At 59.4% G+C, this 26,469-nt stretch carries 16 protein-coding genes and 6 pseudogenes; 10 read left to right on the top strand and 12 right to left on the bottom strand.

Translation table 11 applies throughout. The annotated features are described in order from the left end of the window. Window positions 1-8: 8 nt before the first annotated feature. The 3 genes from NLN62_RS50415 to NLN62_RS50405 form a co-directional block, all read right to left on the bottom strand. Window positions 9-2,066: a recombinase family protein gene (locus NLN62_RS50415; protein ID WP_254114154.1), complete on the bottom strand. Its 2,058-nt coding sequence runs from the start codon at window positions 2,064-2,066 to the stop codon at window positions 9-11. A gap of 115 nt (window positions 2,067-2,181) precedes the next feature. Beyond that, complete coding sequence (locus tag NLN62_RS53830) at window positions 2,182-2,520, bottom strand: DUF6788 family protein (RefSeq protein WP_371932974.1); 339 nt, start codon at window positions 2,518-2,520, stop codon at window positions 2,182-2,184. A 55-nt stretch (window positions 2,521-2,575) separates the two neighbouring features. Beyond that, a complete protein-coding gene (locus NLN62_RS50405; RefSeq protein ID WP_256576112.1) occupies window positions 2,576-2,848 on the bottom strand; it encodes a DUF5372 family protein in 273 nt (90 codons plus the stop codon). Window positions 2,849-2,865: 17 nt separating this feature from the next. Between NLN62_RS50405 and NLN62_RS50400 the strand changes: the two genes are divergently transcribed. Next, window positions 2,866-4,104, top strand: coding sequence for a reverse transcriptase domain-containing protein (locus NLN62_RS50400; RefSeq protein WP_254114152.1), 1,239 nt, complete (start codon window positions 2,866-2,868; stop codon window positions 4,102-4,104). Between the two features lie 64 nt (window positions 4,105-4,168). Continuing rightward, window positions 4,169-4,636: pseudogene (locus NLN62_RS50395) on the top strand (transposase); the annotation flags it as partial. Between the two features lie 623 nt (window positions 4,637-5,259). On the opposite strand, the gene NLN62_RS50390 reads toward NLN62_RS50395, so the two are convergent. Beyond that, window positions 5,260-6,389 (bottom strand): IS3 family transposase gene (locus NLN62_RS50390; protein WP_254095161.1). Its coding sequence is split into 2 segments (ribosomal slippage): window positions 5,260-6,137 and window positions 6,137-6,389, totalling 1,131 coding nucleotides; the frame shifts between segments, so codons are not numbered across the junction. Window positions 6,390-7,128: 739 nt separating this feature from the next. Between NLN62_RS50390 and NLN62_RS50385 the strand changes: the two genes are divergently transcribed. Continuing rightward, complete coding sequence (locus NLN62_RS50385; protein WP_254114151.1) at window positions 7,129-7,860, top strand: hypothetical protein; 732 nt, start codon at window positions 7,129-7,131, stop codon at window positions 7,858-7,860. 44 nt (window positions 7,861-7,904) lie between these two features. Here the strand turns inward: NLN62_RS50385 and NLN62_RS50380 are convergent. After that, a protein-coding gene (locus NLN62_RS50380) for an IS3 family transposase (protein WP_254114101.1) occupies window positions 7,905-9,118 on the bottom strand; the annotation gives its coding sequence in 2 pieces (ribosomal slippage) (window positions 7,905-8,842 and window positions 8,842-9,118; 1,215 coding nt in all). A gap of 72 nt (window positions 9,119-9,190) precedes the next feature. On the opposite strand from NLN62_RS50380, the gene NLN62_RS50375 reads away from it, so the two are divergent. From NLN62_RS50375 to NLN62_RS50365, 3 genes and pseudogenes are all read left to right on the top strand, one after another. Continuing rightward, on the top strand, window positions 9,191-9,451 hold the full coding sequence (locus NLN62_RS50375) for a hypothetical protein (RefSeq protein ID WP_254114150.1): 261 nt from the start codon (window positions 9,191-9,193) through the stop codon (window positions 9,449-9,451). Window positions 9,452-9,659: 208 nt separating this feature from the next. Next, on the top strand, window positions 9,660-12,260 hold the full coding sequence (locus NLN62_RS50370) for a hypothetical protein (protein ID WP_254114149.1): 2,601 nt from the start codon (window positions 9,660-9,662) through the stop codon (window positions 12,258-12,260). Window positions 12,261-12,332: 72 nt separating this feature from the next. Next, a pseudogene (locus NLN62_RS50365) lies at window positions 12,333-12,815 on the top strand (transposase); the annotation flags it as partial. A gap of 20 nt (window positions 12,816-12,835) precedes the next feature. On the opposite strand, the gene NLN62_RS50360 reads toward NLN62_RS50365, so the two are convergent. The 3 genes from NLN62_RS50360 to NLN62_RS50350 all read right to left on the bottom strand — a co-directional run bounded on the left by NLN62_RS50360 (window position 12,836) and on the right by NLN62_RS50350 (window position 15,792). Beyond that, window positions 12,836-13,306, bottom strand: coding sequence for a hypothetical protein (locus NLN62_RS50360; RefSeq protein WP_254114148.1), 471 nt, complete (start codon window positions 13,304-13,306; stop codon window positions 12,836-12,838). A 451-nt stretch (window positions 13,307-13,757) separates the two neighbouring features. After that, entirely contained in the window at window positions 13,758-15,452 is a 1,695-nt protein-coding gene (locus NLN62_RS50355; protein ID WP_254114147.1) for an NEL-type E3 ubiquitin ligase domain-containing protein, read from the bottom strand. A 76-nt stretch (window positions 15,453-15,528) separates the two neighbouring features. Further along, window positions 15,529-15,792: a hypothetical protein gene (locus tag NLN62_RS50350; RefSeq protein ID WP_254114146.1), complete on the bottom strand. Its 264-nt coding sequence runs from the start codon at window positions 15,790-15,792 to the stop codon at window positions 15,529-15,531. Between the two features lie 497 nt (window positions 15,793-16,289). Here NLN62_RS50350 and NLN62_RS50345 point away from each other — a divergent pair, with 497 nt between their 5' ends. Then, the gene (locus tag NLN62_RS50345) at window positions 16,290-18,149 is read left to right on the top strand and encodes an NAD(P)-binding protein (protein WP_254114145.1); all 1,860 of its coding nucleotides are present in this window, start codon (window positions 16,290-16,292) and stop codon (window positions 18,147-18,149) included. A 249-nt stretch (window positions 18,150-18,398) separates the two neighbouring features. On the opposite strand, the pseudogene istB reads toward NLN62_RS50345, so the two are convergent. After that, window positions 18,399-19,096 (bottom strand): annotated as a pseudogene (gene istB, locus NLN62_RS50340) (IS21-like element helper ATPase IstB). Between the two features lie 13 nt (window positions 19,097-19,109). After that, window positions 19,110-19,889, bottom strand: a pseudogene (locus NLN62_RS50335) (IS21 family transposase); the annotation flags it as partial. A gap of 47 nt (window positions 19,890-19,936) precedes the next feature. On the opposite strand from NLN62_RS50335, the gene NLN62_RS50330 reads away from it, so the two are divergent. Further along, on the top strand, window positions 19,937-20,392 hold the full coding sequence (locus tag NLN62_RS50330; RefSeq protein WP_254114144.1) for a DUF5372 family protein: 456 nt from the start codon (window positions 19,937-19,939) through the stop codon (window positions 20,390-20,392). A 228-nt stretch (window positions 20,393-20,620) separates the two neighbouring features. Continuing rightward, window positions 20,621-21,717, top strand: a pseudogene (locus tag NLN62_RS50325) (IS110 family transposase); the annotation flags it as partial. A gap of 4 nt (window positions 21,718-21,721) precedes the next feature. Here NLN62_RS50325 and NLN62_RS50320 read toward each other — a convergent pair. After that, a protein-coding gene (locus NLN62_RS50320) for an IS5 family transposase (protein ID WP_371933171.1) occupies window positions 21,722-22,434 on the bottom strand; the annotation gives its coding sequence in 2 pieces (ribosomal slippage) (window positions 21,722-22,093 and window positions 22,096-22,434; 711 coding nt in all). A gap of 324 nt (window positions 22,435-22,758) precedes the next feature. Between NLN62_RS50320 and NLN62_RS50310 the strand changes: the two are divergent. After that, window positions 22,759-23,360: pseudogene (locus tag NLN62_RS50310) on the top strand (IS630 family transposase); the annotation flags it as partial. Between the two features lie 466 nt (window positions 23,361-23,826). Here the strand turns inward: NLN62_RS50310 and NLN62_RS50300 are convergent. Continuing rightward, window positions 23,827-25,830, bottom strand: a complete 2,004-nt coding sequence (locus NLN62_RS50300; protein ID WP_305881691.1) for an HrpF/NolX family T3SS translocon protein — start codon at window positions 25,828-25,830, stop codon at window positions 23,827-23,829. Window positions 25,831-26,469: the final 639 nt, after the last annotated feature.

The raw sequence follows: 26,469 nt of genomic DNA, 5'->3' as shown, positions 1-26,469 counted from the left end.
CACACAGTTTACGTTGGGGATGCTGGGTGGAGATGGCTCGAGTTTGCGACCCATTCTCGCAGTCGTTGATCAACATTGTCGTCGATTTTGATGGCATATGGCGCATTTGATTTTCGTTGTGTCGCCGAGACAATGCCACGTTCGATCCAATAATGGACAACCCACAGGCTGACGCCATATCTCGCGCGGACCTGGCGGACATTGAGTGTTCCATCGGGAAGCAGCGGTCTGGAAATGCGATGCTTGTAACGGGTCCAGCTTATCATGCTGGCGGTGAATAGTTTACCGGTCGAGCTCGTCAAACCTTCTGCTTTGAGGCGCGCAACGATCTCCGTGTCATCGTATCGTTCCGCCATGGTGCGGATTTTAGCAACGAATGCGTCGGGATAGCGGAGCACATCAGGGTAGCTCGGCCGCTGCTGAACTTCGGTTGTTTCCGTCGCCCCTCCCTGCCAGCAGATCTGCAAGCGGAGCAGCTTTGGTTGTGGGGCCTTGCTGACGGTAATATCGCGGATCAGCAGACGGAGTATGCGCTTGCGGTCGCGAGCCGAGGTGGTTGGTGCCTTCCACAGTCGAGGAAAGTCTCGACCGAGCCGCAGAATCTGCTGCTTCTGCTCAGCCGTAACGCTGCGCATTGATTGGCGTTCGAAATGCGCCAGTTCGGCTTCCAGTTCAATCACCCGCTGCATCGCGTCGTTCCAGCGTTTCTCGAGTGTAGCGGCGACGAGCCGGTTGCTGGGGTCAGACTCCTCGTAACGGCGCTCCGCTAAATCAGCTTCGTAGCGGGCCCGCTCGATTCTTCGACGCCATTGCGCAGAAATCGTTTTGTCGCGCACTTCCAAGTTGTTCAGCGCCTCGAGCGCTAATTTGATTGTCAGTGGCGTAACGGCGGTCAACAAACGCGCCGCAATGGCATCATCCAACGGCTTTGCCGGCAAAGACATGCAGTGGCGAAGCGGCGATGCGTCCCGACTTCTCGAATTGCAGTCATAGCTCGGGTAGAGACCGCCGTTGCCGGCATAACGTGTACTCAGACGCCGCCCGCAAATGCCACAAAGCAATACGCCTTGCAGCAAACAGAGACCTTCGCGAGCAGGCCCAGCGAGAACCTCGCTGTTGGTCCGGTTCGCTGCGAGGTGACTACGATTGGCAAGGAATTGAGCCCAGGTGATGTAGCCCGGATGGTGGTCCGGAATAACTACACGCCACTGATCTTGTGGCATCTGGCGCGATTGAGTTGAGATTTCGCCGGCGGGACCGATCTTCTTGCAGGATTGATACCGACCAAATACGTAGGTGCCGGCATAAGACGGATTCGTGAGAACGCCGAGAACTCGTGAATGGGTCAACCGACCCCAGATAAGCTTGCCATTCCAGACACCGCCGTACGACCGACGCGGAAAGAGAAGGCCGAGTTGGTGGAAGCGTTGAACGACACCGTAGGCGCTGTTCTCCTGCTCAAACAGTTCGAAGGCCGCTCGAACAGCGCCTTGCACTTCTTGGTCGGGGTCGAGAACGATTTTGTCGCCGTCGAATACCAAACCAACCGGCAGAGGAAAACGCAACTCGCCTTTGTGCGCCTTATTGAGTTTGCCGCCGTGGAGACGCGCGCGAATGATGTGCAGTTCGGCCTGAGCGAACGTGCCCTTCATCCCAAGAACGAGGCTGTCGTTGAAGTCGGATGGATCGTAGCAACCATCGCCATCGAACACCAAGGTCTTGGTAATGGCGCATAGTTCCAGCAATCGGTGCCAATCCTTGTTGGAGCGCGCCAGGCGCGACGACTCCAACGAGAAGATGGCACCGACTTGCCCCATCGCTACGTCGGTCACAAGGGTCTTGAAGTCGTCGCGCTTGGTTGTCTGTTGCCCCGACTGGGCAAGATCCCCGTCGAGAATCCGAATCTGTTCTGGGCTCCAGCCGAGCGACTTCGCTTGGTCTGCCAGATTGTACTGACGCTCTGTGCTCTCCTGGTTGAACCGCACTTGCGCCATCGTCGACTGGCGAATGTAGATACAAGCGTGCCGCGTCAGATGATGATCGGCAATCTTCGCATTCAACAGCATGTTCGGCTCCTTCCGCACTGAGCGGCGAGGCGCCGGCAGCAAGATAGGATTCGATCATGTTGGCGATGATGGCGCCCGCCTTGGCAATATCGAGGGCTGCGATCGCCGGGTCCATTTAGTCGAGACTCTCGCGGCGGCGCAGAAGCTCGGCATTGATCGCACAAATCTCGTTGAGCATCTCCTGAAGCGTGCGGTAATTGCCAAGAAACTCTGCGACTTTTGGGTAGATCGCATTTGGTACATAGCCGAGCCGTGGTCGCTCGCCGGTTCGCGCAATTGTCGATAAATATCGCTTGGGTCCGTGTCCAGGTCCGTCGATACAATGACAACTGGGACGGCCACAACGCTTGTAGGTCTCGATCAGAGAGCCACGTACGATCTGCTCGATTGACGGCAAATCCCGCACCAGCTTGCGTCGGCGTCGGCGTAAAGCAGCGGAGGAAGCCTTTTCCATATCTGCCGGACCGAATCAATTTTATGTCCGATTGATTCAGAGCTGGAGTCATCGGTCAAGCTCTCGTTTTGTGCTTTATCGAGACGACGAGATCCGCGAGTGCTAACAGTCCGGTGACATCAATGAGCAGCGGCAAATTTGCCTCGGTGGGCTCACTCGGGGTGCCAGGGGGTGCCCAGTCGGTCCAATCGCGACGGACAGCAAAAGAACCCATCGAGGCATGACGCAGGCTCAACGTCTCAACGCCGGACATCCTTCTGATCTTCAGAACAACGAACCGTTGGCCGCGAAGCGGATGAAAAGGATGGGTGATCTCAGCCGATCCCAAAGTCTGACCAGGCCGAAGTGCAGTTCGAAGCAGCCGTGCCGATCCTGCTGGACCGCATCGTCCAGCGGGCGATGCTGATGGCCATGGAGCCGATCTGGGAGAGCGACTTCCACTCTGGCTCCTACGGCTTCCGTCCCGAGCGCAGTGTTCATCATGCGGTTCGTACAGTGAGGATGCAGTTGCAGGATGGCTCTGACTCGAAGGGCCGCTGGATCATCGAAGGTGACCTGGCGAGCTACTTCGACACTGTCCATCATCGGCTGCTCCTAAAATGCGTACGTCGTCGCATCAGGGACCTGCGATTCATTGATCTGCTCTGGCGAATCCTCAAAGCCGGTCACGTTGATCGTGGCTTATTCTTCGCAGCAAGTGAGGGCGTTCCGCAAGGCGGCGTTCTGTCGCCGCTCCTATCCAACATCATGCTCCATGAGTTTGATTGCTGGCTGGAGGCGAAATACCTGAACAAGAAAGCGAGGAAGGATCGTTGGGCGTGGAACTTCGGCATTCAACAGGGGCGTCCGATCACGGTTCGAGAGAACCGCGAGTGGAAACCTGCCGTAGCCTATTGTCGCTATGCCGATGACTTCGTTGTCATCGTCAAAGGGACGAAGGCCCATGCCGAGGCCGTCCGCGAGGAGTGCCGTGCCTTTCTGGAAGGCAAGCTGAAGTTGACGTTGAATATGGAGAAAACCCATATCACCCACGTCAATGACGGCTTCGTCTTTCTGGGGCATCGGATCATTCGCAAGCGGGGATCAAGCGGACGGATGGCGGTCGTCACGACCATACCCAAAGAGAAGGCCAAGGCATTCGCGCGAAGATTGTCGAAGGTCCTCTCCGGTGACCATGATCTTGCCAAGGTCGATATGGTGGACCGCCTGAACCGCCAACTGCGGGGCTGGGCGGCCTTCTACAAATACACGGACTTCACTGCGACCACGTTCCGGCACGTCGATCATGTCGTGTTCTGGAAATTGGCGCACTGGCTGGCGAGAAAGTATCGGAGCCGCATCAAACCATTGATGCGGAGCTGGTATCGAGCACCAGTCGCTGGGCAGGCCAAGACCTGGTTTGTCTACGGGGTCAGTGAACGAGGCCATCGTGTCGGGAAAGCATTGCACCGATTGGTATCCAGTCCAAAGGGGCAGTTCCGATGGAGAAACCCGGAAGCAAATCCCTACATCTACAGGGAGGAGCCCAGGAAGACCATCACCTCGCGATATCAGGATGTCGCAATGGCCATGGGCCAGACTTGAACGGAGAGCCGTATGCGCTGAAAGGTGCCCGTACGGTTCGGGGAGGAGAAGCGCTTATGCGCTTCTTACTCCATTCCCGATGGCACGAGGCTTCGTCTATCTGGCCGTGGTGCTGGACTGGGCGACCCGCCGGGTGCTGTCGTGGCGGCTGTCGATCACCATGGAGGCTGCATTCTGCGTCGCGACACTGGAAGATGCCCTGGCCCGTCACGGCAAGCCGGAGATCTTCAACACCGACCAGGGCTCGCAGTTCACCGGCGCGGCGTTCACCGGCGTGCTCGCCGGCAACGGCATCGCCATCAGCATGGACGGCCGGGGCGCCTGGCGGGACAACGTGTTCGTCAAGCGGCTGTGGCGCAGCGTCAAATACGAGGGGGTCTATCTGCGGGCCTACGACAGCGTCAACGAAGCTCGCGCCTCGATCGGCCGCTATTTGGACTTCTACAATTGCCGCCGTCCACATTCGAGCCTTGACGGCAGCACGCCGGATCAAGCCTACTTCACCTCGCTGCCGCTCCGCACGGCAGCCTAAACCCGGCAGAGGCTCCACTTATCGATGCGGAGTTTCTGTTCAGACAACCGGGACCAGCTCAATCCAAGTCTTGTGATTGCAGCCAACGGGTGATTGCTTCTAATGGAGACATGGCTTTATCTCCTTCCTTTGCAGTCCTGGTTGGAGCTTCGCGACTGGCATAAGGGGGCTTGAAAGCGATTCGGCCCATAGAACGCTGCGCTGGTCAACTACAAGAACTTGTAGGTGAGGAGGCCCAGCATGTGTGTGCATCCCAGTCCTACCAATGGTGGACGCTTCGCCCTTGAGGAAACCAGCACGGGATCGTTCCCCACATCCCAGGGGAATCGGGTGAAGGATTTTAGGGTACGATGAGGCTTGCGAGGAAGTCGTCGTCCCAGGCTACGGTCATGCGTTTGAGGCGTTGAGAGTCTTTTCCGGGCACCCTGCGGATCAGATTGTTGGCCATCTGTGTGAATGCTGATCGAACATTGACCAGAGCTGGCCCCGGTTGTTTGGACAGCGCCCCGCGAAAATTAAGTGGATTCCTGCCGGGTTATGCTGAAGGCGGGGCTTTACGATTTTGCTGTGGCGTCGGGAGGGCGTAAGCCCGACCAGAGCCGCAGCAAAATCGTTGGCGACGATCATGCGGCCGTCACCATCGTTTGCGCGCCGAAGTAAGCCTCGTCGGGCGTGCGTTCGTCAAGGCTCGAGTGAGGACGTCCTCGGTTGTAGAACGCCAGATATTTGGAAATCGATGCTCGCGCCTCGAGCACGCTGTCGTAAGCACGCAGATAGACTTCCTCGTATTTGACAGTGCGCCACAGCCGCTCGACGAACACGTTGTCGCGCCAGGCACCCTTGCCGTCCATGCTGATGGCGATGTTCGCGTCCAGCAGCACGCCGGTGAAGTCGAGGCTGGTGAACTGGCTACCCTGATCCGTGTTGAAGATCTCGGGCCTGCCGTGCTTCGCCAACGCCTCCTGGAGCGCTTCGACGCAGAATATCGTCTCCATCGTGATCGATACGCGATGGACCAACACCCGTCGGCTGAACACATCGACGACCGCCGCGAGGTAGACGAATCCACGTCGCATCGGAATGTAGCTGATGTCCATTGCCCAGACCTGGTTCGGCCGCTCGATCTTCAATCCGCGCAATAGGTACGGGTAGATCTTGTGGCCCGGTGCGGGCTTGCTCGTGTTCGGACGGCGATAGATCGCCTCGATCCCCATGCGCTTCATCAGCGTCGCGACGTGGCGGCGGCCAATCTGCATGCCCTCACGCTGCAACAGCGATCGCAGCATGCGCGCCCCTGCGAAGGGATAATCGAGGTGCAGCTCATCGAGCCGGCGCATCAAGACAAGGTCCTCGGCCGAAACCGGCCGAGGTTCATAGTAAACCGTACTGCGGGCAAGGTTCAGGACCTTCGCCTGGCGCACGACAGACAGATCATGGTCGCGGTCGATCATCGCTTTGCGCTCAGCAGGCCCGCCTTGGTGAGCGCGCCGGACAAAAAATCGTTCTCCAACGCAAGCTCGCCGATCTTGGCATGTAACGCCTTCAAATCGACCGGCGCCTCGGCCGGTCCGTTGTCCTGCCCAAACACTCCGGCGGCGCCTTCCAGGAGTTGGGTCTTCCAGGTCGTGATCTGGTTCGGATGGACATCAAACAATTGCGCCAGCTCGGCCAACGTCTTCTCCCCCTTCACGGCCGCCAAAGCCACCTTTGCCTTGAATGCCGGAGAATGCGTCCGGCGACTCCTCTTCGTCATCTTCGCTCCTGATTCGCGGCAAGAAGCCTCGCCGCTCTCAGGCAGAAAATCCACTCAAGCTACTGTCCGAATTTGCGGAGCCAGCTCTACCCCCATCGGCTCATCCTCGACACTCCCCGGCACTGAGGAGGAATATGATGCACGAGGGCGACAAGGATAGTTTGGGAGCGACTCGCAGGACAACGGGTCAGATCGGTTCGCCTGTCCAAGCGGATCTCGACGAGAATGCACAGTTTCCATGAGCGATGACTTTGACGATCCTGACGACGTACCACCGTATCGCGACCGCGCCGATATCGGAATGAACGAGCTTGTGGGTGCCTTCGACTCCTTTCAACTGATGGATGATCCGTATCTGAGCATCCAAACTTACAATTTGGCGCTTGTCGGACGACGAAGACGAGACGGAGTGTGCTCACCCTGATCGCCGCCGCCCAGCTTTGGTAGGTCGACAATTCTACGGTCTGTGTGAATGTGGGCCTGTTGATGAATGGAGCCAGCGTAGCTGGCGCTGGGCGTCATCTCTGGTCTAGTCATTGGTCCGGGCCGCGCCAAGGCTGGATCTGAAGATTTGTCAATCGGCGGGTCAGCGGCAACCAGAGTGGGCATGCCAACCAAGCACAACGGTGCCAACCCGAATGCCTTCGGCTTTCGATATTGACCTCTCAAATCCGCTCGATGACGCAGCGCCCGGGCGTACAGCCAGGCGCCTACGGCCAAACGATTAGGGAATTCAACGATGTCAAATGCCAACATGCGACTGACCGTTCCAGAAGCTTTTTCTTCTCCTCTGACCAAGTCGAGTTATCTGCGCCTCGGCTCTTATTCGGACGAAGAGGCAAAACTTGTCACTGGTCTCGCGGCGACGGTCAACGATGATCCGGCAGTGACCCGCGAGCATGAGAGCGACAACGTTGGCATACTTGCCTTCACCAACAAGGACTTCCAGACAAATGTCGAAGGCGCGGCACTGTTGAAAATCGGGTGCGGCCAAACGATGGAGGTCACGAACGGCAACGTCCAGCACAAGGTGCCAAAAGGCATCTATGAGATCTCCGCCGAGAATGGCGTGTCAATCACTGCTGGCAGCGCTGCGACGTCCGCAGACATCACCCTGACGGCTTCGAACCGGGTCAAATTGGTCAATAAGGGTGACAAAGTAGAAACGACCACTGGCAACACCGAAAAGCGGATTATGGGCAATACCGAGGAATTCTTCGACGGAACAAAACTCACTTGTATGCGCGGCGCGGCTACCCAGCTGACGATGGCCAGGAAAGTATCAATCTTCTTTGGAGAAGCGTTCGCCTATAAGATTTCAAGAGAATGTGCATTTAATCTGAGCGATAAGCAATCTGTCACGGTTGGCAACAACCTCAACATTGTCCAAGGCGACGACGTCAAGCACGTGATCGGCAACTCGATTAAGTGTGTCTTGGGTGAAATGGACCCGCGGAGCGGGACCGCTTGAACCGGTTTGTTAGTTGGAAACTGACCGCTCCTGACCCCTTTCTATCACGCTGCCAGAGACTCTGTCTGCTGCAGTTGCTGTGGGCATGTGGTCAACGCGTCAGCGTTGTCCACCATGTCCACAGACTTCGCGGCCTGCATCCGTTCGCGCCAGACCGCCATCGGCGTGCGATAGCCGTGCGCCTGATGAAGGCGACGATGGTTGTAGAAGGCGATCCAGCTCGCGACCCCTGCCTTGGCCTCGCGGCCGTCGGCATAGCCCTTGAGATAGATGTCCTCATGCTTGAGCGACCGCCACAGCCGCTCGATGAAGACGTTGTCCATCCAACGACCGCGGCCATCCATGGAGATCTTGATCCCTGCGCTCGCCAACGCGCCGGTGAAGGCCGCACTGGTGAATTGGCTGCCTTGATCGGTGTTGAATATCTCCGGCGTGCCATACTTCGCCAGCGCCTCGTCCAGAGCCGCCACGCAGAACGAGACGTCCATCGTGTTCGACAACCGCCACGCCAGAACCGCACGGCTCGCCCAGTCGATGATGGCGACGAGATAAAGAAAGCCGCGGCCGATGGGCAGATACGTGATGTCGGCCGCCCATACCTGGTTTGGCCGGTCGATCGTCATGTTGCGCAACAGATAGGGATAGATCTTGTGGCCTGGCGCCGGCCTCGTCGTGTTCGGCCTTGGTCCCAGCGCCGCGATGCCCATCTTGCGCATCAACCGCTGCACGCGCTTGCGATTGACCTGAAGCCCCTCAGCCTTCAGCATCGCGGTCATTCGCCGCGAGCCCAGGAACGGCCAGGCGGTGAACAGCTCGTCGAGGCGCCGCATCAGGGCAAGGTCGTTGTCGTTGGCCGGCCGGGGCGGCCGGTAGACCCCAGAGCGCGCGATACCAAGCAACATGCATTGCCGGCGGATCGACAGCGCCATGTCGGCGCGATCGAGCATTCCTCGACGGTCCGGCGTGCTCATCTTCCGGACCTCCGCGCTAAAAAATCGCGCTCGATTGTCAGTTGTCCAATCTTGGCATGTAGCTTCTCGATCTCGCGTTCGCGAGCGTCCTCGCTCTCGCGCCCGACACCCGCGTCAAAGGCCCGGGCCGCCTGGTCCAGCAGTTGCTTCTTCCAGGCATAGATCTGGTTCGGGTGAACCTCGTAGCGCTGGGCCAGATCGGCCACCGTCGCCTGCTCCCGCACGGCTTCCAGCGCGATCTTTGCCTTCAGTGCCGCGTCGATCTTGCGTCTCGTCTTCGTCGTCATCATGCGCTCCGTCTATCAAACGGAGCAGCCCCTTCCAACTAAGCACGTGGTCCCAAAATCGGGGTCCATTTCATGGGACCCGACTTCAAGTCGGCAGATAGTAGTCAAACAATTCTCAAAACAAGCAGTTTCAAATACGTACCCGTTGAGGACCTGAAGGTGGTCGGCCGCGACACCAAGGTCTGCAAGACCAGCGTGTCCGTTACAGAAGAAGATGTGAGGCAGGGCAAGTCAAGCACGGCGCAGCACGAGCTTGTCACCCGAGCAGCAGAGACCATGTCCAGCACCGGTAAGAAGGAAGTCATACAAAAGGACCAGATCATCTTCCTGTAGCTGACCAGAGAGCAAGAATGACGATGTGAATGCTGATCGAAAAATGACCCCCATCGGCGTCATCGGGACCCCTTCAGGCCATTGATTTCATTGAATTGAAATGATGGGACCCCCACGCCGATCATGGTTGAGACCCCACGCCGAAACACACTTTTGGCGCTGAAGTGGAGAACTTGCGACGATCTAGCTTCGGACGCGGGAGATTGGCGTGGACCCAGACAATTTCAATCCATTCGATCCATTCGATCCAGGTTGGCTGCAGGCGTACTACGCCATGTTGCAACAACAGGCAGAGCCGGCCGCGCCAGGAGCGGTAGACCAGGTCGCGCACGAGGACTCTGAGCAGCACTTGGCCGAGGAGCGCCAAGGCGGTGCTACTCCCATCGCAGGGGGCCGCCCACCGCGCTCAAACCCTGACTATCCTCATCTGTCCGATAACGACGAGAACCTCATCAGCTCGGCTCTCGAGGCCGGGGTTGTGCGCGGGAATCTAACAGAAGGAACAGTACGCAAATACGCTGGCGTTCTTCGTCGATTGGGCGATCATCTCGGGGCGCGAGGGCAAGCCATTGATGCAATCGATCATGATTCTTTGGTCGCTCACGCCCAAGAGTTTTTTTCGGATGTCTCTCATGTTGGCTCCGCATTGACGTCCCTTAGGAGATATCGTGAGCTTGGACCAATTGATGTGGGTGCTGCCCCCATCGCAGGGAGCCGCCCACCGCGCTCAAACCCTAACTATCCTCATCTGTCTGATAACGACGAGAACCTCATCAACTCGGCTCTCGAGGCCGAGCGCGGGAATCTAACAGAAGGAACAGTATGCGTTTACGCTCGCGCTCTTCGTCGATTGGGCAATCGTCTAGGGGCGCGAGGCCAAACCATTGATGCACTCGATCATGTTTCCTTGGTCGCTTACGCCGACGAGTTTTTTCCGAAAGACCCGCATGTGGGTCCCGCGTTGACGATCCTTCGGAGGCATCGCGAGCCTTTCTCTGTGGAAGACGAGAGTCTCATCGACCGGGCCATCGAGGCAGCTGCTGGGCACCGAGACTGGCACAGCAAGACCGCCCGGCGGTATAATCGCACTTTGCGTAACTTGGCGAATTCTCTCGGGCCAAGTCAAACGATTACTGCACTCGATCACGAATCGCTGCTCGACCACGCCCACAGGGTATCACGGTGTGCCCGCCACCTGACGGACCTGAAAACCGCCTTGCAAGCGCTTCGTGAGTATCGTGGCTCAAACACATTAGCTGAGCGCGGGCCTCCACATCACAGTTCCACGGCAGAACGCGGACATATCATCGATGATGCAGCTCGTTCCAACCAGCGAACAGCGACTACGCCGTCTATCGGCCTGATACGTGAGTCCGGCAACAGTAGCCTCGGGGACGGTGCTTCGGGCGCAGTCGGCTCCTGGCAGATGGGGGAACAGGCAGCCCATTCGCCATTGCAAGCTGTCGATCCGGGGGAACTCTGGCAGGAAGTGGACCAAGCTGGCCAGCTGCCCGCCGACAGTTGGGACCTCGCGAACTTTTGGGCAGGCATGCCGTCTTCCTTAAGCCTGTCGCAACAATCATCCGCTCCGGCAGCCGCCCTACCGGCTCGGCCGCCGCCGCGTGATTTCGGATATCTCCTTCCCCTGCAATTTGATCCCTCGCAATTCAATGGCCCCCAACCGGCCCCCGGCGTCCTGATCGGAGCACTGGACAGAGCAGGGCTCCTACCGAGGCCGTCGCAGTGGCCGACGAATTTGTCTATTAACACTCAGCCTTACACGGCATCGTTCGATAGCCGAGCGTGGGAGCCGGCCGTAAACAATCCGCTAGGCAGACAAGTTATTATTCAGCCGGTCCACGATCCTGGCGGATCCTCGGCCGGTGGAGCATCCCGTCCGCCGCTCGCGGATATCGGGCCGCTCATCCGCGCGGGATGGGAGCACGGCGAAAGCTGGCTCCCAAACCATGCCGAGCCGCAAGTGGCAAGTTGCGATCAGTCGCAGCTTGGGCGCGAGGCGAACCAGATCGCGGCACAGGTACCTGCCGGCTGGAGCTCAGCGTGGCCATTGCAGTCCGCGCAGTCGGACCGCAATGAGCACGGCTACGCGCACGGCGCACAATCGTGGAGCGCGCCGAGTTACCAAGCCAGCGACACACGACCGATTGGCGCACAGGACTGGGGTGGCACCAGCGGTGCCGAAAGCATGGGACCATCAGAGATGCCCACGGGCTTTTGGGGGCGTCATTTCGAAGAGAACATCGTCAGCGATCCTTGGCAACACACCAGTACTTCTGGCTCCGATCGGCACAGCGCCGCCGCCATCGGAGGGCCGCCCGCGGCACATCACCAGGCGCCCTCACAGGCACTCGCGGGCGCATCGCTGCCTGCCTTGTCTGTCGGCCCGTTGAGCGACACGCTCCAAGCATTTTTGGCGCGATTCAATGCCTACGTGGGACAAGCCAGTGGCCAAGGACTGAATTGCCTGCTGGAAACGGTTCTTCAATTGGCCAGCAACACGGAGCGACAGGACGACGAAACGCCGCAGACTCAGCAACTTCAGCAACAGGCTCAGTTGTTGCGGAATAGCCTGGTTCAAGACGGCACGGTCGATCCGCATGGCGAAATCGACCTTTACGGCGCTGGTGTCGGGGTCGTGCTGGCGACCAGTTTTGGCCTGCGCATTCAAGCCATCGAGGCACATGCGAATGGCGGGTGGACCGTGCATCCTGTCCTGGGTCAGGAAGGTCGACTGGTGCACATTTTGCACACGCCGGGGCATTTCCAGCCGCTGTGGCCTCGGCACTAAGAAAGAAAAGCCGAAGCCCGCGCGAGCTCGGTACTGCAGCCCCAGCGCATGCGACGGCGATGAGCGCGCAGACACCGGCGGTGCTGGTGCCACAAAGTCAGCAACGTGCTCGACAAGGTCGCCAAATCCGTGCAGGGCGCGATGAAGAACGATCTGCGGAACGTCTATCTGGCACCGAGCCGGGTGAAAGCCGAAGCCGCGATCGACACCTTCGTCGAGACATACCGTGCCAAATACGGGCCTGCGGTCGAGTGCTTGATCAAGGATCGTGAGGCGCTGCTCGCGTTCTTCGACCTCCCTGCCGAGCATTGGGTTCATCTGCGCACCTCGAATCCGATCGAGAGTGTGTTCGCCACGGTGCGTCACCGGACGGTGCGAACGAAAGGATCGCTCTCGCCGAAAACCGCGAAGCTGATGGTGTTCAAGTTGATCGGCGCCGCATCGAAGACCTGGCGCCGATTGAAAGGAGCAAATCAGTTGCCGAAGGTCATCGCCGGTGTGAAGCTTACTGACGGCATTGAGGTCATTCCGACCGCTGAAAGCCACGCCGCCTGATCAGGCCGCGTCACCCAGAATCAGCCATAGCTCAATTCCTTTCCGTCAGTGAGAGCCTTGAGCGTCAGGCGAGTCGAAGCCAGTTCATTCCAGGATCTCGCCACCTCACGCCATCTTGCTTGTCGTGTGGGCAATAGCTCAAGCATCCTTTGCGCCTTGCGTGCAGCCGGGAACTTCCCGACGCGCTTAGCCTCGTCCAGGGTTTTGCGCAGCTTTGCTTCGGTTTGTTTCCATCCGCAGCCGGTCGTTCTGCCCTCGACGAAGTAATCCATGGAGATACGGAAGGTCAGAGCACGGCTTGCGGCGGCGTGCGATTCCAACTCGGGTTCGTTCAACCATTGACGAAGCGCTTCGAGCTGGTCCGGCATGCTAAGCGAGGAAACGTCGCCGTCCTCGAAGATCACGAATGAGGCGAATGACGCGACATCGAGTTGCAGGTCCAGATCTTGCGATTCCAGCCAACTAGCGATTGCTTCAATTGGAGACATCACGTTGGCTCTCCTTCTTGACGGTCTGATTGCGCTTGATGCCCCTAAACAGGTAGTGCTCATCGTGAGCGCGATTCGGCCCGAAGAACGTTGCACTGGTCAACTACAAGAATTTGTAGGCCGCGCTGGTCAATGGCTGGCGATGAGGGCCTACCTCCCCTCGAAAGTTTCGACGTTCTCATGAACGCTAAGTCGGTTTCGAAGAGCGGACATTCGGAGAGAACCGCGTCCGCCGGCGCCCCCCGAACGACGCAATCAACGTGCCGCTTGAAATTGGAGGTTCTTACCGGTCGCTTCGCACTGCATACCGGCACTATTCCTTGCCGGCCTTCCCGCGCACACTCAGTAAGACTAGCGCGATCTCCGGCTTGGTCCGGATCCAACTTCGGCAGGAATGCCCCCTTGCGCCGCCGATCGCATGGAAACAGGATCCCCCCGCATACGGAGCGCCACTTCATAACTCGAGACCGCGGTCCCCGAGCACCTTGCGCATCAACGCGCCCTTGATCTCGCGGGTGATTTCTTTGAGGAGATCGGGTCCGAGCCCCTGCGCGGCTTCGGCTATGAGCTGCGGCGCGGCATCGGTCAGGTGAAGATCGGCGAGCCGTTGCTGCAGGCGCGTCTCGAACTCCTCGCCCATCGCATCGGCGAGCCGTTCCTGCATCGCTGCATAAGCCTCGGGTGCAATGCGGCTCACCACGGTTTCCAAGGGTTGCCAGCGGGTTACCAGATAGTCGGCGAATCCTGCCGCCTCTTCGTCTCGCACGCGTGTCTCGGCCGCAATGAGGTCGTCCTCGGTGACGTAGGAGACGGTGAAGAAGCGCATGTCCGGAGCGATATGCCGCAGCTTGAGCCGCTCGCGCAGCTTGATCTGATAGGCGAGATAGACCTCGATCTCGTCGACAAAGCGGAGCGAGCTGACTTTCTGCCGGGCGATCTTCTCGAGCTGGTCCAAGCGGAACAGCACGCGGGCTTGCTCGATGAGCTCGTTGAGCCGCTCGTCATAGGCCCCGTCCTCGACATCAGCGTTTAGACGTACGGACTGCATGCCGTTCCAGGTCAAAGTGATGCGATCCTCGCAGGTCTCGCTCGCCCCGAAGGCCAGTTCGAAGTACTGCTCGCGCAACCGAGGCCTGATTGCCGCCTGCCGCAAATCCTCGGCCACCGCCTGCCGGAACTCGGGGTTGCCATAGTTCACGGTGTGCCGCAGCCTGTCGAGGAAGAAGGCATACTGCTGGGCGCTCGGTTCATCAGTGACGGTCTGCCAGGCGGCCACCACCTGCGGCTCGCCCTCCAGCCAGTCCGCGACGACCTCGGGCAGAGGCCGCGGCGGCGCTTGCTCCGATCCTTCGCCTCGCGAGAAGAAGAGGTATGGGCCGGCATAGCCCGGGACGTCGCAGGCTGCCGCCAGATTGGTCCGTACCCGCTCGGATAGCGGATTACCCGTCAGATCAGCGACGCACTCAGGGCCGAGCCGCGTCAGCAGCGTCTCGGGCAGGCTGGTCAGCTGGTTGTTGCTTGCGCCGAGAAATTCGAGCCCGGCCGGGAGGCGGGCCGGCAGATTGGTCAGCCGGTTGAAGCTAGCGTTGAGCTCCAGAAGCGTGGCCGGAAGGTTATCGGGCAAAGTAGTCAGCTGATTGTCCTGGACGTCGAGGCGCAAGAGCCCGGCCGGGAAGGCGGCCGGCAGGTTGTTCAGCTGGTTGCGCATGGCGTAGAGCACATGGAGGCCGGTCGGAAGGACGTTGGGCAAGCTGGTCAGCTGATTGTCCTGGACCTCGAGGCGCAAGAGCCCGGCCGGGAAGGCGGCGGGCAAGGCTGTCAGGGATAGGAACGAAAGGTCCAGCGGCGCATGGGCCGCGGCGGCATCAAGCCAGGCTCTCGTTCGTCTTACGGCCTCTTGCCGATTCTCCTGTTCACCCTGTCCGTCGTCGGCAGCCCAGCCCTCCAGAACCTGGTCCTGCGCCGTTTCGCGAGAAGCCCGAGCCTCGCGGTTCGTCGGATCGCCAGCGGCAGAGATGCGCGCCCTGGTCAAGGATCCAACCCACTGCGTTGCGGCCCGGGAGAGCGTGGATAGGCAGCCTGGCTGTTGGTCTCGTTCGGAAGAGACAGCAGTAACGCCGTCCTCCTGTTGGTCCTGTCCTGGGTTCATCGATGCCGTCTCTCCGGTCGCCAAAACAAAGGGAATGCAAGGGAGCGGCGCTTCTCGATGCCCGTAGCCCACAATTTTACAGCTTCAACCTCGCATTGATCAGGATCAATCGAGCAAGTCTCATTGTGTAATCGTGAGCCGCGGTGATGCGTGCGACGTCCTTCAATTGCTGGTTATTCGTTCCTGCAATCGGCATGCCGCACGCGAAAGAGTTGCTGCTGTCGATGGCTGTCGAGAACCGCGTAAATCTGGCGACATCGGACGCGGGCAGAGCATCCAGGCGGTCTAAGTCGTCGAACCGATGGTGGCCAACGACGGCTGGGCTGGCCGCTGCTGTCAAGGCCGCCAGCCGCCGAAGGCGGTGGCCGCAGGCCAGCCGTTACAGCGGCGACCGGCCCAACCATCCTCCCTCCGAGGGTTGATGGCCTCGATGCGAGAGGTTCTTGAGCGGACCGCGGTGCGGATGTTGCAAAACGCAGCGACAACACGAGAACGCACAGCGTGCCGCGCGGAATGCTCTGATGACATCTGCAGGTTATTTTTGTGCGCCCGTTGCCGCGTTCAGGTTCTCGTCGATTGTTTAGCTATGCGATTTGGAAGTCTGATGCCTCACGCGTATTGATTTTGAACTATTACCGACACGGCCGCGTTATGTCTCTAAACGCATCCGTGCGGAAGGGCGGCGGCTTTTTGCCCTTGGCACGGCGCTTGCTGGGTGCCATGGCCACTGAATGAATAATCCAGTTCAAACTCGCGCTGACCACACCCATGAATTGCTCCTTCCAAACCGGACGAGGGCAGCATGAAACAGTATGTTCGCGCTTCGGCAGTATTCGAATGATTACGCGCCGCGATTTTCTGGCAGGTACTGGCCTTGCCATCGTCGCCGGTATGGCCCCTATCGACTTCCTTCGGGCTCAACAGTTCTCACCCTACTATCCACCATCTCTGACAGGTCTACGCGGCAGCCATCCTGGCTCATTCGAGGCGGCACACGCACTTGGACGCGAGGGTAAGGGTTTCCAAGCTGCACAAACGCCTGTGGAGGAAACTTACGATCTGGTCGTTGTCGGCGGCGGCATCAGCGGCTTGTCTGCCGCATGGTTCTATCGACGGAAACACGGTGCGGACAAGTCAATTCTCATCCTTGAGAACCATGATGATTTCGGCGGACACGCCAAGCGCAACGAATTCACACTCAGTGGCCGGTTAATCATCGGCTATGGTGGCACGGAAACCATCGATTCTCCGCGCACCGGCTATGGCGAAGTCGCAGCCGGCCTGCTGAAATCGCTGGGCATCGATCTCGATCGATTCACCGCGGCATTCGACCGTACTTTCTACGCATCCAGGAATCTGAGCCGCGGTGTCTTCTTCAACAAGGAAAACTGGGGCGAGGACAAGCTCGTAACCGGCGATCCGTTCTGGATGGCAGATGACGACCAACTTCCCAATCGACTCAACGCCCGCCCGCTAAAAGACTTCATCGCTGATTTTCCACTCGCGGAAGCTGACAAGGCGGCTCTTGTTGCCTTCCATGAAGCGCCTATCGATTATCTCAAGGGAATGGCTTTGGATGCCAAGGAGAAGATTCTCGCCAGAACCAGCTACCGGGACTATCTCATCAAGCATGCCGGGCTGAGCGAGAGGGCTGCGCAGTACTTCCAAGGACGTTTTAACGACCTCTTCGCGTCAAGTTCCGACGCAGTGTCGGCGCTGGCTGCAATGAACACCGGCTTTCCGGGCTTCGATGGCCTAGGCATGAATACCGAACGGGCCACCGACAAGGACGCGGATGATCCCTATATCTGCCATTTCCCGGACGGCAATGCCTCCATCGCCCGCCTACTGGTCCGCAGCCTCATCCCTGGTGCGGCGCCGGGCACGACAATGGATGACATTGTCCTTGCACGGTTCGACTATAGCAGGCTCGATGAAGCCACTTCGCCGGTGCGGCTCCGCCTCAATAGCATCGCGGTGAATGTTAGGAACTTCGATGATCATGCAGATGTCAGCTACGTGAAAGGAGGTACGCTACGCAAGGTTCGCGGACGCAAATGCATCCTCGCCGGATACAACATGATGATCCCATTCCTTTGTCCTGAACTGCCGGAGGAACAGAAGCTAGCGCTCCGAAAGAACGTCAAGATGCCACTGATCTCTACAAACGTGGTGGTGCGGACTTGGAAGGCGTTCCTTGAGCTCGGCATTCACGAACTCTATGCGCCGACCGGAACATGGGCCCGCGTCAAGATGGATTTTCCAGTCAAGCTCGGTGGATACCAACATCCGAAGGATCCGTCAGAGACAATGTGCGTTCACATGTACTGTGCTCCAACCACGCCGAATCAGGGTCTAGATGCACGCGACCAGTCGAGGCTTGGGCGCCAGAGATTGCTGGAGACGCCCTTCGAGAAGTTGGAGCACGATATCCGCGACCAGCTCAGTCGCCAGCTCGCTGGCAGCAGCTTCGATGAAGGACGGGATATCCAGGGCATTACCGTCAATCGCTGGCCCCATGGCTATGCCTACTCTCCGAACAGCCTATTCGACGACCCGAATGAGATGGCGCACACGATGACGGTGGCGCGGCGCCCCTTCGGCAATGTTGCGATTGCCAATTCCGATTCCGGCTGGGAACCCCTTACCCAAGCGGCGATCTATCAAGCTTGGCGTGCCGTCGGCGAGATCGACTAGCCGGCAGGAGTGACTGGCCTATGTGCGGGCTAGAGCATTCGGCGGCTGAGTTGAATCGATTGTGATGGCCGGGGGGATTCCCGAACTGCCGCGAATATGAGTCGCTGGGCTCCACCAGATTTGGGTGCTGATTCCGACGAAGCCGCCCCTTTAGTCCGATTTGATCGCGCCCCCGGATTCCGAGATGATCTCGCCCCCGGGGTACGAGGCTCTGCTGGCGTACTTTTGTTATTTCGTTCGCATGAGGTGTCAAGCTTTCTTGGTTTGCTTTCGGCGCAAGCTTTCGCCGGCAAGATCGATGCGGTGGGCGTTGTGCACCAGTCGGTCGAGGATCGCGTCGGGGGGAGTTGGCTGGTAACAATGGTGGAGCGGCGACCGTATCGGTCTTCGAGTATTTCAAGGAGGTCGTGACGAGCCGGATCGTCGAGCGGCTCCAGACCCCAATCGTCGAGTATTAGGAGCTGGACACTGCCGAGCTTGCGCTGCAGTCGTGCGTGGCGGCCATCGCCGCGGGCGAGCGCCAGATTGGCAAACAACCTCGGCACACGTTGATACAGCACGGAGCGATCGTCACGGCAGGCCTTATGGCCGAGCGCGCAGGCCAACCAACTTTTGCCGACGCCTGATGGCCCACAGATGGCTAGATTGTCGTGAGCGTCGATCCAATCGCCGGCGATGAGCTTGAGGAACAGAGCTCGGTCGAGGCCGCGCTCACTGCGATAGTCGACATCCTCGGGGGCGGCCTGATGACGCAATTTTGCAAAGCGCAGGCGGGCGGCGAGCTTACGGTCGTGGCGGGAGCTCCATTCCCGATCGATCAGCAAGCCCAGCCATTCAGCATGGTTGAGCTGTTCGGCCTCGCTATTGGCGATCAGTTCATTAAACGCTTTGGCCATGCCGATCAGGCCCATGGCGTTGAGGCGATCGAGAGTGGGATGGGTAAGCATGCTTGTTCTCCTGTCAATGGTAGTAGCGGGGACCGCGGATGTTTGGATGCTCGATCGGCTTGGCCGACGTCGCGCGTGACGCCGGCGCCTGGTCGAGACGGTTGTCCAGGATGGAGCGTACCGAGCCGTAGGTTCGTGCGCCGATCTCGAGTGCGCGTCCGCAGGCAGCATCGACTCTTTCTCGGCCAAAGCCCTTGGCCGGGCGGATAATGCCCAGACAAGCGCGGAAGCCCTGCTCGGGATGTGGCCGCTCGGCCAAGATCTTCTCGACGAGCAGCGCCGTATCGGAGCCGATGGCCGACGCTTCCCGCTTGATCCGCTCGATGGTCCAGTCGGCGAAGCGCCGATGCGCCGACGGCATGTGTTCGGCCACGGTGCTGTGCTTTCCATTGCCGCTGGAGCGCCGATGGACAGCGATCCGCTCGCCCTTGCGGAACAGCTCGATCGTGTTAGCCGTGATCCGAGCTTCGACCTGCTCGCGCGCGAAGCGCCAAGGAACCGAGTAATAATGACGGTCGATTTCGACATGATAGTCGAGGCCAGCCCGGCGGATCCGCCGTTCAGCGTAGACATAGCGCTCCGCCGGCAGGGGCTTAAGCGCCGGCCGGTCGATCTCCTCAAACAACTGCCGCCGGGTGCAGCCGACCCGGCGCAGCACCCGACGATCATTCAAATCGGTTAGAAGCGCGAAGATCGACGCATTGACCTCGGCCAGGCTGTAAAAGACACGGTGGCGCAGCCGACCCAGAAGCCAGCGTTCGACAATGCGCACCGCCGCTTCGACCTTGGCTTTGGCAAAAGTTGTCGACTGCAGGTCATGCGGGTACGACCCAGCAAAAGGTGCGGATCACGCATCCCTTCCATCCGCTTTGCGGTCGCAAGTTCGAGCTGATCTGTCGGCGCCGTCATTGGGGCGAAGACCGGGTGGTCTATGAGGGTCAGAACGGTCGACTTTGTACGATCGCGAGCGCATGGACCGATATCGATCCACCCGATGAGTTCCGGCTGATCGCTACGGGTAGAGCAGCCTTTTGCGCGGTTGAGCGGAACGATGCGACCGGCAGTATCAGCCCGACGCCGCGCGGTGGCAGAAGCCGGTCTCCGTTGGAGCCGCATCGAGCCTGGTTGCTGGAACTCAACGCCAAGGAACCGGATCTGACCTTGGTAGAATTGGCGCAGCGCATACAGCAGGCGCTGGGGCTGCAGACGACGGAGGGCTCGATCCGTCGCTTCTTCAAGCGCCATGGCATCAGCTTCAAAAACACCATCTCGGACAGCGTCCGCCTGTGGGCGTAGAAACGGCTAAGGTCCATCCTCGTCACGGAAGGGAGCGGCCGGCGGCTTTTTGGTGGCAAGTTACCCCGCAAAAAAACATGGTCCATGGGTTGTTGCGCACGTGAGAGTGGTGACGCCGTCAGGCGATCCCGTTTAGGAAATTGATCATCAGTGCAGCCCAGCCCTTCCGGTCTCATGGGAGGATTGGCAATGCGACGGAACAAATCGAACAACCAAGGTCGCGGCACGATGTCGGTGGTGCATCCAAATGCGGCCGCGATCGACGTCGGGGCCACGATGCACATGGCCGCCGTAAATGCAGATCGCACACCTGAGCCGGTACGCAGCTTCGGTACCTTCACAACTGATCTGCATCGGCTGATTGACTGGTTTGTAGAGTGCGGCGTCGATACGGTCGTCATGGAGTCGACCAGCGTCTATTGGATCCAGATCTTTGAGCTCCTCGACGCTCGTGGCTTTGCGGGTTCCTTGTCAATGCGCGCGATGCCAAACATGTGCCCGGACGCAAGACCGACGTCAGTGATGCGCAGTGGCTGCAGCGACTTCACTCCTTCGGTCTGCTGCGCGCAAGCTTTCGGCCCAAGGGTCAGATAGCTGAATTGCGTGCCTACCTGCGTCAGCGTGAGCGCCTGCTGGAGTATGGGGCATCTCATATCCAACATATGCAGAAGGCCTTGACTGAGATGAACGTGCAGCTCCATCACGTCGTCGCCGATATTACCGGTTCGACCGGCTTGCGGATTATCCGCGCGATCCTTGCCGGTGAACGCGATCCCGCAGTGCTGGCGTGCATGCGGGATCGGCGTTGCCACGCCACTGCCGAGACAATTGAGAAAGCGCTCGCCGGTAACTACCGCGTTGAGCACCTGTTCGCCCTCGAACAGGCGCTCGCTCTCTACGACACGTACCAACAGAAGGCATTTGCCTGCGACGCTCGGATCGAGGCCGTCTTGAAAGAACTGAGCGTCCGTCGCGGTCGCAAAGGAGGTAAATTGCCTGCGGCCCGTCAGAACAGATCCCGGCAACAGAATTCATTGCTGTTTGATGTTCGCGCAGCGCTCTTCGCGCTACTGGGCAAGGACCTTACCCAGATCAATGGTCTCGGCCCCTATCTCGCGCTCAAGCTCATCGCCGAGTGCGGCGACGACCTCTCCGCTTGGCCGAGCGCGAAGCACTTTACGTCCTGGCTCTGCTTGGCTCCGAGCAACAAGATCTCCGGTGGCAAAGTGCTCTCGGCGCGCACGCGCCGCTCGGGGAGTCGGGCCGCGGCGCTTCTGCGGCTTGCTGCGGCAACTGTGGGACGAACCGCTACCGCGCTAGGGTCCGGACTCAATTGAGCCAATAGGTGACTGCGGCGGCGATGAAGGCTGCACTGAGGTAATTCCTGGCGAGTTTGTCGTATCGGGTGGCGATGCGACGCCAGTCTTTGAGTCTGCACCACATACGTTCGACGCGGTTTCGCTGCTTGTAAGCGCGTTTGTCGTAAGGAATAGGGCTGCGCCTTGATGTGGTCGAGGGGATGACCGGTTCAGCTTTGCGGCCCTTGATCAGGTGGCGCAGGTGATCGGCGTCGTATCCGCGGTCGGCGATCAGGCGGCGGAAGGGGCCGATAGCGCGGACCAGATCGGCGGCAACGGTGATGTCGTTGACATTGCCGGCGGTGAGCAAAAGTACCCGAGGCCGCGAGCGGCCGATACCTTGCGCGAAGTCCCCCCTTTTGCGCCAGCGGCGGAGCGGTGGGCTTTGACGTGGGTGCTGTCGATGGCGACGGTGCCGAAGATGCCGCTATGACCGGTCAGAGCCTTGAAGATGTCGTGCCAAATCCCCTGACGGCTCCAGCGATTATAGCGATTGTAGATCGTCGTGTAGGGACCATACCCCGCCGGGCAATCGCGCCAGCGACCGCCCGAACGCAGCATGTAGACGATCCCGCTGATCACCCGGCGATCGTCGACGCGACGCGCTCCACGCCGACCACGGGGCAACAACGGCTCGATCCGCCGCCATTCCGCATCGTTCAAAAGGTAGAGCGCCTTCGCCATCCCGGCCTCCAAATCATCTTCGGAGACCTTGAATCACAAACCGGGCTCAGCCGGAATCCTTATTGAGTACAGACCCTAGGCGCCTTTTACAGGCGGCTCTCGGCACGCATCGGCAAAGCCAAAGCAGTGACCGCCACAGCGCGCAAGATTGCAGTGCTGTTTTACAACGCAGTGCAACACGGGATGAACTATGTAGACCCTGGCGCGTCCTATTACGAGACCCGATACCGCGAGCGGGTGATTGACAATCTGCATCGGCGAGCGAAGGCCTTCGGCTTCGTACTCCAGCCCGTTGGCCCACCCCCCGGCGTGGCCGTTTCTTAGGAAAGCCTGCACGCCGCCGAACAGGATCGGCCCGACGTTGCTCAGGCGCGTGAGCAATGGCGGGTCCGCCAAACAGGCCTTGATCCCAAGAAGCTGGTCTTTGTCGACGAGACTGGGACCAATACCAAGATGGTCCGTGGCTATGGACGCTGTCCCAGAGGCCAGCGGCTGATCGGCAAGCAGCCTTGGGGACATTGGAAGACAACCACCTTTACCGCTGGCTTGCGCTGCGACGGCATCAGCGCCCCTGGGTCTTGGATGGCCCCATGAATCGCGACGCCTTCCTCACCTATGTTGAGGCAGTGCTCGCTCCCACCCTCGCGGCGGGAGACATGGTGGTGATCGACAACCTGCCAGCTCACAAAGGCGAAGAGGTGAAGAAAATCATCCAGGCCAGGGGCGCAACGCTGGTCTTCCTGCCGCCTTACTCACCCGACCTCAACCCCATCGAGATGCTCTTCGCCAAGCTCAAGGCTCTCCTGCGCAAGGCCGCCGCGCGAACCCGCGACGCACTCTGGGACAAGATCGGCGAGGTACTTGATGCCTTCTCAGCACAGGAATGTGCAAACTACTTTCGACACGCAGGCTATGCGTCAACTTAAGTGACGAATGCTCTAGGTTCGCCAGCTCCTGCGGACTAAAATGAGAGAGCCCTTGCTCGCGGGCGCGGCGACAGAGTTCTGTGGCGATGTTGGCTGTGGCTTGGCGACAGACCGCCTCTTCCGGCCATTTGCTGAAGCCGTTCACCAAGTTCGCCACGTCCTGGTGATTAAAATTAGACAGCCCACCCCCTCCGCGGGCGGCGCGGCGACCGTTGAGCACATGGTCCCCTCGAGCGCGCAATGAAACGTGGCGGACCCGCAACCCAGGACGAGTCCATATGGTGCGTCGGTCCCGATGTCACTCTTGTCGGAGACGCTGGGTGCGCCGACGGACGATTTGAACGCGAAAGCCAATTCAGATTCGACGCAAGGAAAACTAACGCTCTCGCGCTTTCTCCCTCACAGCGAGTTAACCTGAATCATCAGCAGTGCACAGCCCTCCACGTCGAGGAGTGCAATGCGCCCGTCAGGCCACCTTCTGCGACGATGCCGTCGTGCCAACCTGGCTCGGAGCGTATGCGGCTTGCATTGGACTGGCCTCGAGGCGCTCCTTCAGGTTATTCAAATAGTCCTCGGCATAGGATTGCGCCTGCGAGACCGCCAAATCGACCCCGGCATTCGCGGCCCTTTCAATGAGTTCTTTCGCTAGCCCCTCGCGCATCGCGATTTTGACCTCGGGCCCGGAGATACAGCCCACCACCTGCGCCGCGTCACTGAAGCCGGCCTCTTCGAGCGCCTGTGTAATATCGCCTCCGCTAATGGCGGCGTGAAGAACATTCGCCGCTTGCGACTCCCATTCGAGGCCCATTGATGCAAGATCGGCCAATTGGCCCAGGCCCGGAATGAAGCCGAGCGCGCCAACCGCTGTGGCGGCCCAGTGAAACGCCTTCGCTTGAGAAGTGAGCACGTGGTCGAGTGTAGTCTTCGCGTCGTTGAGCCCCTGCTTCATCGCCTGCTTCATATTGTCTCCGTTAACGGCGGTGTGGAGAAGATTCGCCGCTGCCGACTCGCATTCGAGGGTCAAGGATGCAAGGCTGAAACCCTGACCCAGGGCTGGAATGAAGTCGAGCACGCCAACCTCTTTGGCGGCCCAGGCAAGCGTCTTCGATCCAGCAATGATCACGTCGTCGAGGGCGTGCATGAGGGCGCCGCCGTTCTTCTTCACAGACTTGATATCGGGCTGGTCGGCCACGCCCATCATCATGTCCGCGACCGCGGACTGCTCGGCCGCGGTTTTGGGAACATGGGTCTTGGTCTGCTGAACGGTGCGGTTCGCAGCCGACATGTTGCTGTAGAAGTTCGTGAAGTCGTTGTTGCTGATGTTACCGGAATCGACCCTATGTCCGCCACCGAAGTCGAAGAACTTATGATGGGTCTTGTAGCCCGTAATCGAATTGTTCAGCAGTGCGAACAACAGCGGATCCGAGAGCAGCTGCGACGCCGCTTGCCGTACCTTCGGATCAAGACTCTTGTCCTCGGCCATGCTCGCCAACTTGTCCCGGGTCAGCACGCCGCCTCCAAAGAAGGCGCCCTGATTCTTGTTGATCGTGTCGAGCGTGCTCAGCTCGGTTCGCGTGAGGCCCATCGACGATGAAGCGACTTGAAGGAAATCCTCTTTGTGGACCTGATCAATCGCACCACCGTACAGCTGCCTCCAGGCATCCGGGTGGTCGAGGAAGTATTGAGCCGCCGCGATCACCTGCGGCGGGCTCTTGCCAGTATGCGCGTTGCCGTCGACGATCTGCTTGAAATCCGCCAGGCTCAGGTTCTTGGGCAGGTAGTCGGAATACCGGTAAAGCTCGCGCATTGCGTCGTTCACGGTCATGACTGACGGTTGGCCATTTCCGGTAGCATCGGAGGGGATGTAGTTCTGCTCGTAGCTGTGCGCCTGCTGCTCCTGGAATGCGGCAACTTGCGGATGATTGCTGCAGAAGCTGGACAAACGATCGGCAACTCTATAGGACCTCCAGTCGGATGTCCCTCCGAGCGCAGCGAAGAGCTTGCGGTCCTGGTGCAATCCTTGGATTGCGGCTTTCAGATCCGGCGGCACTGATGGATCGAAGTCGGTGGGCGTGATGTGTCCCCACCAGAGGGGCAACTGATCCTTATGGCGGTTCAGCACTGCCACGATCTGCAACTCGGCATTGGTTAGCGTGCCGTCATTCCACGTGACATTCGACATTTCCGGTGCGGGAACGCCCTCCTCCGCGGCCTTAACCGCCGCCTTCACATTCGCCGGCAGCAGATCCAGGGGATCCTCCGGCACAGGCAACTTTGGGTCCAGCAGTTCCGGTGGTGGGGACGGCAGCTCGGATTTGGCTTCCCGCGCGCAACTGGACAACATGGCCTCGAAGGGGTCGCCTTGCTCACCGGGCGACTGCACGGAAGGACCCAAGGCCGTAGTTTCCGGAGCAAGCACGAACAGAGCTGGAACCGCGCTGGCGGATGACGAAGAGGTGTTGAGCTGCATAGCACTATACTCGGATGTGAGGGTGGAGGTCGTTTGAGGAGCCCGAGTCCAACCTATCGGTCAGAAGGATGCCGAACTTTTGGGTTACGTCGACATTTGAGCGACTGTTCATTTCGTAAGGCGCTCACTCAACTGCCTCGCGATCCAAAGTTCGAAAATGCGCTTTGCTGGGTCAGGCCCGGCGTCTGCGCAGAAGGTCCCAGAGCCAACGTGGCCCCGGGGTAAACGCCGGCTGAGGCTGATTTCGGCTGCTGGCTGGCGAAAGGTTACTGAGCGACATGGTGCATCCCCGGATGTGACATTGATGACCGTCACAAGTGCGTCTTGTGCGCCGCCGTGTTCACGACGAACAACACGCAAGACCTGATGGAAATGTTGACCGGGACCTGGCCCACTGCCTGTCGGCTCACCAAAAATGTCGCCACCATGTCCTGCGCGTCAGGCCCGACGTTCATTTCCGTTACGGTCAATAGGCGACAGCGCCGTCTAGAGACCCACGTTCTCATGTTAGGAGAGCTAGCTTTCGAGAAGCTGACGCGTCTGAAAGCGATCCACCAATGACGATGGCGAATCTATGAGTTCTGCCAGAAGCTGCAGCATACTCTCGACGTGTCAGCTCATGCTCAGGCGCGGGCTTGA

This window comes from Bradyrhizobium sp. CCGUVB23, from assembly GCF_024199885.1.
Taxonomy (GTDB): domain Bacteria; phylum Pseudomonadota; class Alphaproteobacteria; order Rhizobiales; family Xanthobacteraceae; genus Bradyrhizobium.
Note: the sequence above shows the minus strand (reverse complement) of the source record. Positions and strands in the feature narration are given on the sequence as shown.